At 53.3% G+C, this 14,666-nt stretch carries 15 protein-coding genes and 2 pseudogenes; 5 read left to right on the top strand and 12 right to left on the bottom strand.

What is annotated here, in order from left to right:
- Nucleotides 1–224 precede the first annotated feature (224 nt).
- Genes ACFQO0_RS14055 through ACFQO0_RS14040 form a run of 4 tightly spaced genes read left to right on the top strand, consistent with a single transcriptional unit; the run spans nucleotide 225 to nucleotide 2,963 of the window.
- On the top strand, nucleotides 225–893 hold the full coding sequence (locus ACFQO0_RS14055; RefSeq protein ID WP_382235681.1) for an ABC transporter ATP-binding protein: 669 nt from the start codon (nucleotides 225–227) through the stop codon (nucleotides 891–893).
- A complete protein-coding gene (locus tag ACFQO0_RS14050; RefSeq protein ID WP_382235679.1) occupies nucleotides 890–2,113 on the top strand; it encodes an ABC transporter permease in 1,224 nt (407 codons plus the stop codon). Before ACFQO0_RS14055 ends, ACFQO0_RS14050 begins: the two co-directional genes overlap by 4 nt.
- Before the next feature lie 53 nt (nucleotides 2,114–2,166).
- Nucleotides 2,167–2,403, top strand: coding sequence for a hypothetical protein (locus ACFQO0_RS14045; RefSeq protein ID WP_382235677.1), 237 nt, complete (start codon nucleotides 2,167–2,169; stop codon nucleotides 2,401–2,403).
- A gap of 35 nt (nucleotides 2,404–2,438) precedes the next feature.
- Complete coding sequence (locus tag ACFQO0_RS14040; RefSeq protein ID WP_382235675.1) at nucleotides 2,439–2,963, top strand: DUF3299 domain-containing protein; 525 nt, start codon at nucleotides 2,439–2,441, stop codon at nucleotides 2,961–2,963.
- 38 nt (nucleotides 2,964–3,001) lie between these two features.
- Here the strand turns inward: ACFQO0_RS14040 and hisI are convergent, their stop codons facing one another.
- From hisI to ACFQO0_RS13995, 9 genes and pseudogenes are all read right to left on the bottom strand, one after another.
- On the bottom strand, nucleotides 3,002–3,505 hold the full coding sequence (gene hisI, locus ACFQO0_RS14035; protein WP_382235673.1) for a phosphoribosyl-AMP cyclohydrolase: 504 nt from the start codon (nucleotides 3,503–3,505) through the stop codon (nucleotides 3,002–3,004).
- 44 nt (nucleotides 3,506–3,549) lie between these two features.
- Nucleotides 3,550–4,941: a dihydroorotase gene (locus ACFQO0_RS14030; RefSeq protein ID WP_382235671.1), complete on the bottom strand. Its 1,392-nt coding sequence runs from the start codon at nucleotides 4,939–4,941 to the stop codon at nucleotides 3,550–3,552.
- Complete coding sequence (locus ACFQO0_RS14025) at nucleotides 4,938–5,513, bottom strand: 6-pyruvoyl trahydropterin synthase family protein (protein WP_382235669.1); 576 nt, start codon at nucleotides 5,511–5,513, stop codon at nucleotides 4,938–4,940. The genes ACFQO0_RS14030 and ACFQO0_RS14025 overlap by 4 nt, the downstream gene beginning before the upstream one ends.
- A complete protein-coding gene (locus ACFQO0_RS14020; protein WP_382235943.1) occupies nucleotides 5,507–6,085 on the bottom strand; it encodes a gamma carbonic anhydrase family protein in 579 nt (192 codons plus the stop codon). Before ACFQO0_RS14020 ends, ACFQO0_RS14025 begins: the two co-directional genes overlap by 7 nt.
- Before the next feature lie 42 nt (nucleotides 6,086–6,127).
- Nucleotides 6,128–6,331 (bottom strand): annotated as a pseudogene (gene yidD / locus ACFQO0_RS14015) (membrane protein insertion efficiency factor YidD); the annotation flags it as partial.
- Nucleotides 6,328–7,281 (bottom strand): GTP cyclohydrolase FolE2, encoded by a 954-nt coding sequence (folE2, locus tag ACFQO0_RS14010; RefSeq protein WP_382235667.1) that lies wholly within the window; start codon nucleotides 7,279–7,281, stop codon nucleotides 6,328–6,330. The gene folE2 and the pseudogene yidD, both read right to left, overlap by 4 nt.
- Nucleotides 7,282–7,308: 27 nt before the next feature.
- Nucleotides 7,309–8,490, bottom strand: a complete 1,182-nt coding sequence (zigA, locus tag ACFQO0_RS14005; protein ID WP_382235665.1) for a zinc metallochaperone GTPase ZigA — start codon at nucleotides 8,488–8,490, stop codon at nucleotides 7,309–7,311.
- Nucleotides 8,491–9,045: 555 nt separating this feature from the next.
- Nucleotides 9,046–9,294 (bottom strand): annotated as a pseudogene (locus ACFQO0_RS14000) (ATP-binding cassette domain-containing protein); the annotation flags it as partial.
- Between the two features lie 368 nt (nucleotides 9,295–9,662).
- Nucleotides 9,663–10,217, bottom strand: coding sequence for a TetR/AcrR family transcriptional regulator C-terminal domain-containing protein (locus ACFQO0_RS13995; protein WP_382235663.1), 555 nt, complete (start codon nucleotides 10,215–10,217; stop codon nucleotides 9,663–9,665).
- 134 nt (nucleotides 10,218–10,351) lie between these two features.
- Here ACFQO0_RS13995 and ACFQO0_RS13990 point away from each other — a divergent pair, with 134 nt between their 5' ends.
- Nucleotides 10,352–10,927, top strand: a complete 576-nt coding sequence (locus tag ACFQO0_RS13990) for a peroxiredoxin-like family protein (RefSeq protein WP_382235661.1) — start codon at nucleotides 10,352–10,354, stop codon at nucleotides 10,925–10,927.
- A 457-nt stretch (nucleotides 10,928–11,384) separates the two neighbouring features.
- Here ACFQO0_RS13990 and katG read toward each other — a convergent pair whose 3' ends face one another.
- From katG to ACFQO0_RS13975, 3 genes are all read right to left on the bottom strand, one after another.
- Nucleotides 11,385–13,589, bottom strand: coding sequence for a catalase/peroxidase HPI (gene katG / locus ACFQO0_RS13985; RefSeq protein ID WP_382235659.1), 2,205 nt, complete (start codon nucleotides 13,587–13,589; stop codon nucleotides 11,385–11,387).
- A gap of 278 nt (nucleotides 13,590–13,867) precedes the next feature.
- Nucleotides 13,868–14,365, bottom strand: a complete 498-nt coding sequence (locus ACFQO0_RS13980) for a universal stress protein (RefSeq protein WP_382235657.1) — start codon at nucleotides 14,363–14,365, stop codon at nucleotides 13,868–13,870.
- An 88-nt stretch (nucleotides 14,366–14,453) separates the two neighbouring features.
- Complete coding sequence (locus ACFQO0_RS13975; protein WP_382235655.1) at nucleotides 14,454–14,654, bottom strand: YgaP family membrane protein; 201 nt, start codon at nucleotides 14,652–14,654, stop codon at nucleotides 14,454–14,456.
- Nucleotides 14,655–14,666 lie beyond the last annotated feature (12 nt).

Below are 14,666 nucleotides of genomic sequence, written 5' to 3'. Positions count from 1 at the left end.
TTTATTATCAGGCGATTCTAACAAAATGGAGCCGCGAAAGGACTGTTCGGACTTTGACCAGTAGCCGTGGCGAACCAGACAACTTCCATGCATGACTTCTTGTCTTGACGATGCCTTTCGATGCATCAAAGTAAGCAGCGTTAAAACTAAAAAATTCCCCCTGTATCGCAAATGGATGCCTGCATAGCCTATGCAGGCCCTTCGTTTTTACGTAATATGCAACCATGTTGCACATCTCAAATTTAAGCCATCGCTATCCGCATGCACATGTGGATCAGTTGAATTCTCTTTCATTCCGTATCGAAGCTGGCGAACACGCTGTTTTGCTGGGATCTTCCGGCAGCGGCAAGTCGACCTTGCTACATCTGATCGCGGCCATCTTGAAGCCGCAAAATGGCAGCATCTTGGTCGCCGGAAGGGATGTTTCCACCCTGCTTCCCGCAGATGCAGATCGTTGGCGTGGCACTACGGTTGGCTTCATGCCGCAAAAACTAGCACTGGTCGCCGCGTTGAATGTTGAGGAAAACATCTTGTTGGCGGCCTATGCCAGCAATCGCGAACAAAGTCATGCCCGTGCGCAGCACTTGCTCGATGCGCTGGGGCTCAGTGAAAAAAAGCGCGCGAAGCCACATGAATTAAGCCAGGGCCAGCGGCAACGTGTTGCGCTGGCTCGCGCCTTGTTCAACCGGCCGCAATTATTGCTGGCAGATGAGCCTACGGCAAATCTGGATGATGATTCCTGCCGCGCTGCGATCGATTTGTTGCTGGCGCAGGCAAATGAAATTGGCGCGTCGCTGGTCATTGCAACCCACGATTCGCGGGTGTTGGCAGCATTGCCGCTGGCAAAAACGCTGCGGCTGCCAGTCCACAAGCAGCAAGGTGGTGGCGTATGAACAGCATGAAACTCAACGCCTTTACCCTTGGTCTCAAATCATTACGCCACCGGCCGCTCTCGACGGCGCTGAATCTGCTGTTGATGGCGGTCGGTGTGGCGATGATGACTTTTATCTTGTCCGTTTCTTCCCAGTTCGCGGCCAGTGCCACGCGTGATGCTGAGGGCATAGACCTGGTGGTTGGCGCAAAAGGATCGCCGTTGCAGTTGATTCTTTCGTCCATCTATCAAGTCGATTCGCCTACGGGCAATATTCCACTTTCATCCGAAGCTCTTTTGAAGCAAAACAGGATGGTCAAGACAGTGCTGCCGCTGGCACTGGGCGATAGCTATCAAGGCTTCCGTATTGTGGGGACATCGCTTGACTATGTAGCCCATTACAAGGGCGAAATCGCAGAAGGCCAAATGTTTCGCGAGCCTATGCAAGCCGTGGTTGGCTCGCAGGTGGCCAGGCGCAGCGGTGTCGTTGTAGGACAGGACTTTTTCGGCTCACATGGCTTGTCAGGTGGCGGCGAAGTGCATGACTCTGCGCCCTACAAGGTGGTCGGAATACTGAAGCCAACCGGCACTGTTCTCGACAGGTTGATAGTCACGCCGGTCGAATCGGTCTGGGTAGTCCACGAAAAGACGAATGGCCTGGACGCCAGTGATCCGGAAGAAAAAGAGGCGATGGAAGAGTCGCGCGAATTGACCGCCCTGCTGGTTCAGTATTCATCGCCGCTGGCAGCTGTGACGATGCCACGTTTTATTAATAGCCAGAGTGAGTTGCAGGCAGCACAACCAGCGCTGGAGGCGGCCAAGCTGTTCCGTTTGATGGGTGTCGGGATAGAGGTTTTGCGCGGCATTGCGATGATGGTTTTGCTGTCGGCGGCGTTGTCGATGTTTGTCGCGCTGTATAACGCACTGGAAGAACGCAAGACGGATTTGGCGATTCTGCGTACGCTCGGCGCATCGCCGCTCAAGTTGCTGATGCTTTTGCTGACAGAGGGATGTTTGCTGGCATTGGGCGGCGCCCTCCTCGGCTGGTTTGCTGGTCATATTGCGGTTGAGGTATTGGGACAAATTCTGGCCGCCGACCAGAATCTGGTGTTATCTGGTTCTATTTTTATTGCTGAGGAAGCCTGGCTGTTACTGCTCGCAATCGCCATAGGTTTGATCGCTGCATTGCTGCCGGCGATACGCGCTTACCGCACGGATATTGCAGCGACTCTCGCACATTAAGCGTAGTGGTGCCGAAACGCTATACCGATCATTCTTTTACGAATAGGAACAATATGAAACATTTGCTAATGATAATCGTGACTTTTTCTGCGCTCCATGCCCATGCCGAAAGCAAGGCGGAACACAAGAAGGAAACGATTGCCCAGCATCAGGCTATCGCGGCCGCGCACCAGGCTGCAGCACAATGCCTGGCCAGCGGCAAGGATGAAAAGGTATGCCATACCGAACTGGCTGCGTCCTGCAAGGGTCTGGCTTTGGGCAAACTATGTGGAATGCGCCACGCGCATTAATATGCTGCGTAGGCAGATCGCTTGATGGAGGTTGTATGTACGTCGTTATGAATCGCTTTTTCACCAGTCTTTGTGCGGTATCAGCATTGGTCGTCATGGCTGGCGCCCCTGCCTTTGCACAAAAGTCGCAACAGAGTGCCGAGCACGCTCAAACCGGCAATCCGAATCCTGCGCAGATGCCGGTGATTATGGATAAAAAAGGCGTGACGTCCTGGAATACGCTGGCCAAGGTCAAGCAAGTACGGGCCAAGAATAGTATCGTTCCGCAATTCACCAAAGAAGTCGCTGCGCTCAACGATCAGGAAATCAAGATACAGGGATTCATGATGCCGCTGGAGCCGGGCGAGAAGCAGAAGCATTTTCTGATCTCCCACACGCCGCCGACCTGTTCTTATTGCCTGCCGGCAGGACCTGAAGGGGTGGTCGAAGTGAAAACCAAAAAGCCGATTAAATTTACCTTCGATCCATTGATCATTTCCGGCAAGATGGAAATCATGAAAAACGATCCCATGGGACTCTACTATCGAATGAATGATGCGTCCTTGTCGACGGCCGACTAGTTTCCAATCCGGTATTAATTAACCAAGTAACGAAGGCTTCAAAGAATGGTTGGATTCGGCACGTCGCCATAGATGCTTATTGGATCAAATACCTTTTCGCTTTCGTTGAAGGCCAGTTTTGCGGTTGTGCCGGTGCCGGGATATTCCAGCACTACATGTCGATAAAAACATGAGCGATAGCCCACGTGGCAACTAGCACCGTTGCCTGACACTTCTGTGCGTAGCCATATGGCGTCCTGGTCATCGTCGATGCGCAGTTCGACAACTTTTTGCGTCAATCCGCTATTAGCTCCCTTGTGCCAGAGTAACTGGCGTGATCGGCTCCAATAGTGCGCCTCGCCGGTTTGCAGCGTTTTTTCCAGCGCCTCGGCATTCATGTAGCCCAGCATCAAGACTTCTCCCGATGTGGCATCAGTCGTTACACAGGCGATCAATCCATCCGCGTCAAATTTAGGCGCGAGCTGATCGCCCTCCTCCACCTGTTCTACCGTCAAGCGTTGTGAAAAAAATGAGCTGTGCATCTGGTTGGCGTTTGTCGTCATATCTTTAACAGTACTAGGCAAAATTATGTATAACGATACCGGCTTTAGTCCAGGCAGCGACTAAAGCCGGCATCGCGCGTTTCTACAAATGAGACCGGACGCCCGTTCGCTGTCCCTATCATTTCGTCCTGCTGCATCACAGTTTGTCCGCGGATGAACGTGGCGACCGGCCATCCGGTCACTCGCATGCCATCGTAAGGCGTCCAGCCGACTACGCTGGCGATCCAGCGATTACTGATTTCACGTTGCGCCTTCAGATCCACTAGCGTCAGGTCGGCGTCATATCCAAGCGCTATCCTTCCCTTGCCGGCTATGCCAAAAATACGTGCGGGACCGGCACTGGTGAGGTCTACCAAACGTTCCAGGCTCAAGCGGCCTTGATGGACGTGATTGAGCATGATGGGCAGCAGCGTTTGCACCCCTGTCATGCCACTGGGCGAATGCGGATATGGCTGGGCTTTTTCTTCCAGCGTATGCGGCGCATGGTCGCTGCCCAGTACATCGACCACGCCATCGCGTATGCCTTGCCACAATGCCTGTTGATGGATGGCTTCTCGCACAGGCGGATTCATCTGCGCCAGCGTACCCAAGCGCTCATAGCAGTCGGGCGCGCTAAGGGTCAGGTGATGCGGCAGCACCTCGACGGTCGTGCGCGCCTTGTGCTGTGCGAGAAACCGGATCTCTTGCGCAGTCGAGACATGCAACACGTGCAATCGGCGATTGCATTCCTGCGCCAGGCTGACGATGCGATGTGTCGCCTTGAATGCACTTTCCACATCGCGCCAAACCGGATGATCGCGCACATCGCCGGATGCCAGAGCGATCGCCTTGCGTGCCTGAAGCCGTGCATCGTCCTCGGCATGCACAGCCAGCCGGCGTCTGCCGTTGCGCAGAATTTGTTGCAGGATATCTTCTTCGCTGACGAGCAAGTCGCCAAACGAACTTCCCATGAATACCTTGATGCCGGCACAGGCTGGGAGCATTTCCAATTGCGCCAGTTGTTCTATATTTGCCGCTGACCCTCCTATATAGAAGGCGAAGTCACACCAGGCGCGTCCCCGGGCAGCGGCAACCTTTGCATTCAAATCCTCTGCACGCAAGGTCAGTGGCGATGTATTGGGCATCTCGAAGATGGATGTCACGCCCCCCAATACTGCGCCACGAGTTCCGGCCTCCAGGTTTTCCTTGTGACACAGGCCCGGCTCGCGAAAGTGAACCTGGGTATCGATGACGCCAGGTAAAACATGCAGGCCTCTGGCATCAATCACTTCATCGGCACTCCAGCCAGCCAGATTGCCCAACGCGCGTATGCGACCGTTTAATGCGGCAATATCCACCTGCTCCATGCCGTTCGGGGTTACCACCGTGCCGCCACGGATAAGTAAGGTCGCGTGTTTGCTGCTGGTCGCTATTGTATGCGCCGATTGCATAGTCATGTGGCCTCGCGGGATAATGATGGCAGCGCAGAAAGTCTGGTCAACGCCCCGCCGCTGGCTTCGTTGATAATCTGATGGGAATATGTGATGGCAGACGGCACGATCAATCCCATCTGCGGGTTCCCAGCATCTTCTCTAAAACATTGTGCATAGCCGGTTGCTGTTTCATGCACGATGACCGATTGCAGGACCACATTGCCTTCCCCATTGTGCATCTCAGTCTGTTGCAGCAATGTGTCGATCAAACCAAAAAATACCCGCGACAGTTGCTCCGCGCTGGGAGAAACCGGCAAGCCTATCCAGCGCAGCGAATGCTGCTTGCATTGCTCGATGTAGTCGGCGTCGTCCTCCTGCCAGAACACCAGCGTGTGATCAAAGGCATCGATCAACTCTCTTACATCGCCTTTGAGTAATCCAAAATCGTAGACCATCTGGCCACGATCGAGCTGGTGGCATTCAAGGAATATCTCGACCTTGTACGAATGTCCGTGAATCGAACGGGCGCAACGCTGCGAGGTGCAATTGCGCACCACATGCGCACCTTCAAAAGAAAAGAGTTTGCGGATCAGCATCGCGATGCCGTTTGGACTGCGTGCGATTCCAGTCGCTTGTAGCCAAGCACCAGTTCATTGTTTGTACGTGCGACATCCTCTGAAAATTCAGATGCCTGTGCACTCACCTTTGGAATGGCATTCAGGTCTGTTTTGGGACCGATTCTTTCCGTGGACGGGACATAGAATCCGGCCGGCAGATCGCATCCATCAACCACTGCATTGTGCCGCACGACACAACCTTCACCCACGGTGCAGTTGAATAACACGCTGTTGAATCCTATGAATACGCGACCGCCGACACGACAGGGGCCGTGCACAATCGCGCGATGGGCAATCGAGGTATATGCACCTATGGTGACCGCCGCCCCCGATTTGGAGTGAATCACCACGCCGTCCTGAATATTGGAGTGCGCACCGATGAGGATCGGATCCATGTGACCGTCGGCATCGACCTCATCTGCGCGTATCACGGCATACGGACCTATAAATACATTCTCCTCCACGACGACGCGACCGCACACGATGGCGGTGGGATCGACAAATGCGCTGTCGTGAATTACCGGCACATCGCCGCGAGGATTCTGGCGTATCGTTCCGAGTGCCCGCTTCTTTTTTCCCGGAACGGGATCGTAGCCGCCGGCATGCCATGGATGGCAACGCAATAATCGCCTTAGCGCCAGCCACGTCCCTTTCACGGCGCCGTGACGTTGTACTGCTTCCAGGGCATATTGCGAACAAGTCGGTTGAAACCGGCAGTTTTGTCCCAGCATGGGGCTGATGCCTATCTGGTAGGCGCGGATCAGTAACAATGCGATTTTCTGGGCGAGCCCATTCATGCTGTGACCTCGGTAGTGATCTTGTTGTGGACAGTCAGGTCGCAGGCGCCTTCCCTGCCGTGGGCCGAGATTGCGACCGCATCGTGCGGATGCAGGCTCTCCAGATGCCGAACCTGTACATCTGCCTGCTTGTTGTGCGTCAAAAGAGCTGCCCTGATCTTGCGCGCAGCATCTTCTACGTACATCAGATTGCTGCCATTGCGTTTTGCAAATTCCTGCTCATCCGCTCTTTTCACTGCAGTTTGAACGGGTGTTCCCAATACAGTCTCGATTTGGTCGATCAAATCAAAAATCCCAAGTGCTTCATCAGGCTCGACGGCAAGTGTGACTGTTGCCTCGCTGCGCTGGCTATGCGGTGTGGCGATACTTGCATGAACACTCAGCCATTTCGCCACATCAGTTGCGTCTATCGCACTGTGCGCACCAAATTCCGCAGTGAATGCCTGCTCAAGAATCTGACGGGAAAGCGCTGCTGAGCATGGGCATGTCGATGCATACAGTACTTTGACGACTACCTTGATCTGCATGCCAGTCTGGTCCAACTGCGCCTCTACGCGTGCTGGATACTTGCGCCAGCCGCCAAGGTTTTCGCTTACCAGAGCAGGACGGCGACGCAAGGCATCGAATGCAAATGCCACGCGCGCTGATGTGCTGTGGCAATCGATATGGCTCTCAATAATCTTCTGCAAAAGGAGCTTCAGGGATTCGGCATTCAACTTTGCATTTTCGGAGAATTGATCCAGCAGGGTATAGAGTCTCGACATATGAATGCCCTTGATTCCTTCATCCGGCAAGTCAACATATACCTCTGCATCAGCATGTACCGGATGGCTAGCGTCAGGCTCATCGAGCGTGAGCGGCAAGTCGATGTGCTGCATGCCGACCCACGAAAGAGGCAGAGCATGTATGGACGCGTCGTTTGACGCGACATCCGGCAAGCATTTATTCATATGGAAAAAGCGCGTGTATCAATCGAATTACCACGGAAAGGGATCTGAATAGATTTCCCAGGCTGCCGGACCTTCAGCCATTTCATCATCGGTCAACAGGCAATCATCGAGTTGCTTACGCAATGTCGGCTCGTCCATCTTGATGCCTATCAATACGAGTTCTTGACGTGCGTCGCCCACGCTGTCCGACCAATCCTTTTTGATGCGGGCGATACTTTCCTCGTCGTCGGGCCAGTTTTCAGGAGGCACTGCCGCCCACCACAAGCCGGCCAAACCATGGCGGCATATGCTGCCGGCCTGCGACCATGAAGCCACGTAAGTGGGACGGCTGGCGAGCCAGAAAAACCCTTTGGAACGTACTACGCCCGGCCATTCCATTTGGACCAAGTCGAAAAACCGCTGTGGATGAAAAGGTCTGCGGGCGCGGTAGGCAAAGCTGGAAATGCCATATTCTTCAGTCTCGGGCACGTGCTCGCCACGCAACTCCTTCAACCAGCCCGGCGCTTCGGATGCCTGTTCCAAGTTGAACAATCCGGTATTCAATACCTTGTCGAGCGCGACCTTGCCAAATTCGGCAATCTCGATCTTTGCCCGCGGGTTAAGGCGATGCAGAATCTCCATCAGGCGTTCTCGATCTGCGTCACCGATCAGATCGATCTTGTTCAACACAAGGACATCACAGAACTCGACCTGTTCAACCAGCAGATCAACTACGGTGCGTTCATCTTCTTCGCCCATCGATTCACCGCGCTGCTGGAGGCTGTCCTGCGAACTGTAATCCTTGAGGAAATTGAATGCATCTACAACCGTGACCATCGTATCCAGACGGGCTACATCGGCAAGACTTTCGCCCTTGTCGTCGACGAAGGTGAAAGTTTCCGCGACCGGCAAGGGTTCCGAGATGCCGGTGGACTCGATCACGAGTTGGTCGAAGCGCCCCTCTTTGGCAAGCTTGCCAACTTCAAGCAGCAAATCTTCGCGCAAGGTGCAGCAGATACAACCGTTACTCATCTCGACCAATTTTTCATCGGTGCGAGATAGTTCAGCACCGCCATCCCGGACCAGCGCTGCGTCGATATTGACGTCGGACATATCGTTGACGATAACGGCAATACGACGCCCTTCCCGATTATTCAGAATATGGTTGAGCAAGGTTGTCTTTCCAGCACCCAAGAAGCCTGACAGAACAGTGACTGGCAGTTGATTCATACTTTTCCTAGCAATAAATGACGGTGTTATTGAAATCGGGCAACAAGAAAATGAATACGCTATCCAGCGCGAACCGAGTCTGCTGAACGCCAACTCTGCATCGCCCTTGTATCCGCCCTGGTCACGGATGCACAGGTCAGGGATATCGACTTCATTCATTTCTTGAGTACATTGTTTTTAAAGTGAATGCCGACAGCGTGCTCGACATGCAAGGGCGCAAACGTCCGCAGTTCTTTCATGCGGCGTTTGCGAGTGCCGTTTCCCTTTTGAAAATCGAATCATTGAAAATTCAAGATATGCAATTCAGTTGCATTATACATATATGCAACTGAGTTGCAATAGATGGCGCTGTAACTTTTTTTTTGTTGGTGCAGCCTATTTGTTAGCGAGGCGAAATACGGCAAAAATATGGCGGTGTTGATGTGATTATTTCTGTGTATCTGCTTGTCGGTAGAAATCAGACATTGAATTTTTGAGGGCTTAAAGTGCCCTTCAGATAACTCACAAGTGTAATAAGTAGAGGGCTGCGGGAGCGAATAAAAATAGAATGATTTTTCACTTTATGCCTTTACAGAATCCCGTTATTTTCCCGTCCTCCATATACATGATGCGATCGGCGAATTCGAAAATACGCGCATCTTGGGTAACGATCAGAACACATGTGTTTTCATTCAGCACCTGCTCATGAACAAACTCCAGAATCGTGCGCACTGCATCACCATCCAGCGAAAGAGTCGGCTCATCGAGGATTAAAATGGACGGCCGGGCAACCATTGCCCGGGCGATGGCAACGCGCTGTTCCTCAAAGACTCCGCAGCTTTATTTACGCACAGCCATAACAATTACATCCGCGCAATCGGGCCATGAGCGGACAGCACCATGCATCGTTTTCATCTGGCCGTTGGTGTCCCGGATATGATCCATGCTGAGTATGCGCATCAATGTGGCCATTAAATCGCATTCCAAAGTTGCCACTTATTCGCTAGCCTAGGAGCCATGACCGCTTGATTACACTGAAACGCTTGTAAATAACTAGATTTTCTAAATCAACTTGATCTTACGAAGAACGTTTCGGCACAAATCGATGAACTGGCTTACTGGGCCCCATGATCGCGCGGTAGGTATGTTTGTTAAGAGTGCCGCGATGCACCACATTAGATCGCGTATCCGCCTCAGTCATGCTCTCGTATGTACGCCAGTCCCCGCAAGACGATGTCGATTCCGCTACGAAACTCCTCATCTGGCCCGATGCGTCGCGCCACTTTAGCCGTTGCGGCCAGTAGCGGGTACTCGTCGGGAAGCAATTTAGTCATGACTTCGGTGCCAGGTCCGCCAAGTGGGCCAAGGTGCTGGGCCTGGAGCGCTCCCATGAGATAACTGACCAAGGTCCGCAGAGCGATGGCCCTCTGCCGCCCATTGAAACCGCCTTCCGTAAGAATTCGCAGGAACGCCTCGGAGCACCGTTTCACTTCGGATGAAGCATGGCGGTGGAGCATGAGCAGCGGCACGACCGATGGGTGTGCGCCAACCGCTTTGCGCATGTTCTCCGCGAGGCACGTTATCTGCTTATCCCATGATGTGCGTGGGGTTGATTCCGTGTCGACGGATGCCAATACGTGATCGACTACGAGCCGCTCCAGCGCTTCGCGGTCTTTGACGTAGCGATACAGCGACATTGCTCCGACACCGAGTTCCGCTGCCGTGGTTCGCATGGAAAGTTCAGCCAATCCGCTACGGTCGATAATCTGGAGCACAGCAGTCGCAATGTCGGTGGAGGTGAGTGAACGGGGTCGCGGCATAGTTGGACGATACGAGTTTGATCTTTTAAGGGTACACTGTACTCCTACGAAGGAGAAAAGTCATGTCCATATCGCTGCCACGTCCGAAACTCAAGCCCGGTCAACTCATTGCCGCTCGCCAACTCCATGCTTTGGGCGAGATCATGGCGCTGCCTGATCCGAATCAGCTCATCCATCTGCAATTCCGGCGCTTTGCCGGTTGCCCTGTCTGCGATCTTCACTTGCACTCTATCGCGCAGCGGCACGAGGAGATCGTGTCTGCTGGCATCCGGGAGATCGCGGTATTCCATTCGAGCGCTGATGGCCTGCGCCCCTTCACGACGGAATTGCCGTTCGCGGTCGTGGCTGATCCGAGGAAAAAGCTGTACGCGGAGTTCGGCGTAGAAGCCTCGCCGCGCGCGCTGCTAAATCCTCGCGCCTGGATTCCGATTCTGCGTGGCGTATTGCGCAGCCTCGGCCGAATTCTTCGCGGTCGGCAGCCTGTCACTTCTCTCCAGTCCGAGGGGGGCAAACTGGGGCTCCCTGCCGATTTCCTTATCGCCAGCGACGGACGAATACTCGCCTGCAAATACGGAGCACACATCTACGATCAGTGGTCGGTTAATGAACTGCTGGCTCAGGCCGCGAAGAACCGATAAAAGATGAATGGGAACGGTCTGAGCCAAACTGTTCGCACATCAAGCGCAGGGCGTGTCGGCGCATAGCGCCGTCAGGCTCCCGGGCTGTGAAGGAGATGAGTATGACCCGTAGTGGCTACTTTAGATGCGGCTAGGTGGCTACTTTGGAATGCGAAAGCATGGCTATTTTGAAGTGCCAATTGGTGGCGCACTTCATGCGAATACTCACCATGCGGCGATTTGCGTTATAAGCGCAACGTGATGCAAGTGATTGTTGTGAGCGCCATCATCGGTTTGTTTTTTTGAAAAAATGTGACGGGAAGCTGAACCCTAGCATCTCATGCGATTTATTCGAAGTGATTCTAATGCTTTGATTTATGAGAGCTTCTTGGTATATGCGCACATAAAAAAGCACCAGTCTCTACAGCGTTCTGGAGACTGGCGCCATAGGTCTTCAAGACCGTACTACAAGATTACTTCAGGTCGATTGCTTCAGATCGAAGCGATCATGGTTCATCACCTTGTTCCAGGCCGCAATAAAATCACGCACGAATACCTGTTGCGCATCGCTGCTCGCATAAACTTCCGCGAGTGCGCGAAGCTGCGAGTTTGAACCGAAGACAAGATCAACCAGAGTACCTGTCCACCTGGCTTCACCCGTGGCCCGATCATGTCCGTCCAGCAAGCCTTTCGTCGTGGCGGATTTCTGCCACTTCGTATTCATGTCGAGCAGGTTCACGAAGAAGTCATTGCTCAATGTGCCGGGGCGTTTGGTGAATACACCGTGCTTGGACTCGCCGAAGTTAGCATTCAGCGCACGCAAGCCACCGATCAAAACGGTCATTTCGGGTGCTGTCAGGCGCAGCAGATTTGCTCTATCCACCAGCAATTCAACCGCAGACTCCTCGCGCCCGGCTTGCACGTAATTGCGGAAACCATCAGCCACCGGCTCCATCACTTCAAACGATTCCACATCGGTTTGCTCTTGCGAAGCATCCATGCGACCCGGCGAAAACGGGACCTTGACGTCTTGCCCGCCCTTGCCTGCTGCCGCCTCAACCGCTGCGCAGCCGCCGAGCACGATCAAGTCTGCCAGCGAGACCTTCTTGCCGCCAGACTGTGCAGCATTGAACTCGTTCTGGATCGACCCAAGTCTGGTCAGTACCTTGGTAAGTTCGGCCGGTTGATTGACCTCCCAATCCTTTTGGGGGGCCAGACGAATGCGCGCACCGTTCGCACCGCCGCGCTTGTCAGAGCCACGGAAGGTTGAAGCGGAAGCCCAGGCTGTGGTCACCAGCTCGGAAGTGGAAAGACCGGATGCGAGTATCTTTTCCTTGAGCGACGCAATGTCCTGCTCGTCAATCAGCTGGTGATCCACTGCCGGAATCGGATCTTGCCAGATCAATTCTTCCTGCGGTACCAAGGGCCCCAGATAGCGGGCGATCGGGCCCATGTCACGATGCGTCAGCTTGAACCAGGCTCTGGCGAACGCATCGGCAAACTGATCCGGATTTTCATAAAAACGTCTTGAGATTTTTTCGTAAGCCGGATCAATACGCAACGCCAGATCCGTGGTCAGCATGGCGGGTGAATGATGCTTGGATGGGTCATGTGCATCCGGTACGGTGCCTGCACCCATGCCATGTTTCGGCACCCATTGATGGGCACCGGCAGGGCTCTTGGTCAGTTCCCATTCGTAGCCGAACAAATTCCAGAAGAAGTTATTGCTCCACTTGGTTGGCGTGGTGGTCCACGTCACTTCCAGACCGCTACCGATGGTGTCGCCACCTTTGCCGGTGCCAAAACTATTGGTCCAGCCGAGGCCTTGCTCTTCAATACCTGCTGCTTCCGGCTCTACCCCAACATAGCTGGCACTGCCGGCACCGTGGGTTTTACCGAAGGTATGACCGCCGGCGATCAACGCGACGGTTTCTTCGTCGTCCATCGCCATGCGCGCGAAGGTTTCGCGTATGTCGCGCGCCGCAGCGAGCGGATCGGGATTGCCGTTCGGACCTTCGGGATTGACGTAAATCAGACCCATCTGCACCGCGGCGAGCGGGTTTTCCAGATCACGGTCGCCGGTGTAGCGCTGGTCTTCCAGCCACTTGCCTTCCGGGCCCCAGTAAATATCTTCTTCAGGTTCCCAGATGTCTTCGCGACCGCCTGCGAAACCGAAGGTTTTGAATCCCATCGACTCGAGCGCGACGTTGCCGGTCAAAACAATCAGGTCGGCCCAGGAAATTTTTCGACCATATTTTTGCTTGATCGGCCAAATCAGCCTGCGCGCCTTGTCGAGGTTGACATTGTCTGGCCAGCTATTGAGCGGCGCGAAGCGTTGCCCGCCTGAAGATGAGCCGCCACGACCATCGCCGATGCGGTAGGTGCCGGCGCTGTGCCATGCCATGCGGATGAAAAACGGACCGTAATGGCCGAAGTCTGCGGGCCACCAGTCTTGAGAGTCTGTCATCAAGGCCTTGAGATCGCTGATCACAGCATCCAGATCAAGACTCTTGAATTCTTCCGCGTAATTGAACTCTGGTTTCATCGGATTCGACAGTGGCGAATGCTGATGCAGTATCTTCAAATTTACTTGATTCGGCCACCATGTCGCATTGGTCGTTGCGCCCGCAATCGTATGTTTACCAGCGCCACCCGAGAAAGGGCATTTTGTTTCTGTGGACACGATTTTCTCCTTTGATAGTTGTCTGAATCTATTGCACGAATCAGTATAGATTTTGGAAGGACGATAGAACAAGACAATATTCTTAATGAAATCGATAGCTTTTTTATTCAGTCAGCTCATCGTGGGTACTGCGCCTAGCCTAACGTAAGTTTGCTTCTGAGGACGATTCATTTATAGGCATAAACGCGGTTTTGGGATTTGAACATTCACGGGCAAGCTGAATGGATACTTTGCTGAAAGCGAAATGACGTCCCCGTACACAAGACTGACTTAACTTTTTACTTGAAGATCGTAACCGGCAGTTTGCTCAGCGCCAAGACTTTTTGCGCTTCGCTTCCCAGCAAAAACCTGTCCACCCCTTTGTAGCCATGCGAAGCCATGAAGATAGCATCACAGTGATGATGGGTAGCCGCTTTGATGATCTCTTCAGAAGTATTGCTGCCTCTTACGACATGCACCTCGACATCAACTCCGGCGGCGGATGCAAGCACAGAAATTTTATGCACATGTTTGTGCGCGGCGTTATTGATCTTGCTGATGAACTGACTGCTTATCCCTTCTGGCGAGACGGGAAAATAGGGGTAAATAGTCGCTACCGACAAACCGATAATTTTGCTGCCGTTCTCTTTGGCAAACTCTACAGTCGATCGAATTGCCTTCTCGGATAACTCCGAACCGTCTGTCGCCAGCAAAATCTTTTTGAACATGAAAATCCCTCTAAGAAATTGAACCATACGTGAATGACAAGCACATGCTATTGCAGTCGGAAGACGCATGTTTGACTTGCATCAAATAGAGAGTAAAGCTTCTGATTTTTTGCACTCGATGCGCTCTGGCATGAACGAGGTAGCGAAGGCTTGAGCTTCAGGAACCGTTATTGCGGTACTTTTCGAGCCATGCCTGGACGGGGCACCAGCCGACGATCCCTATCAATACAGGCAGCAATCCGATCAGCGCAAGTAACGCATATTGATCCGGCAACAAGAGGAAAGTGCACAACAAGACGAGGCCAATCATTATTCGCACAAAGCGTTCAAAGTAATTGATATTCGTAAAGTTGAACATGATGTGCGTCGT

Source organism: Herminiimonas aquatilis, assembly GCF_042665175.1.
Classification (GTDB): Bacteria; Pseudomonadota; Gammaproteobacteria; order Burkholderiales; family Burkholderiaceae_D; genus Oxalicibacterium; species Oxalicibacterium aquatilis.
The sequence above is the reverse complement of the archived record's forward strand: the minus strand, read 5'-3'. Positions and strand labels throughout refer to the sequence as shown.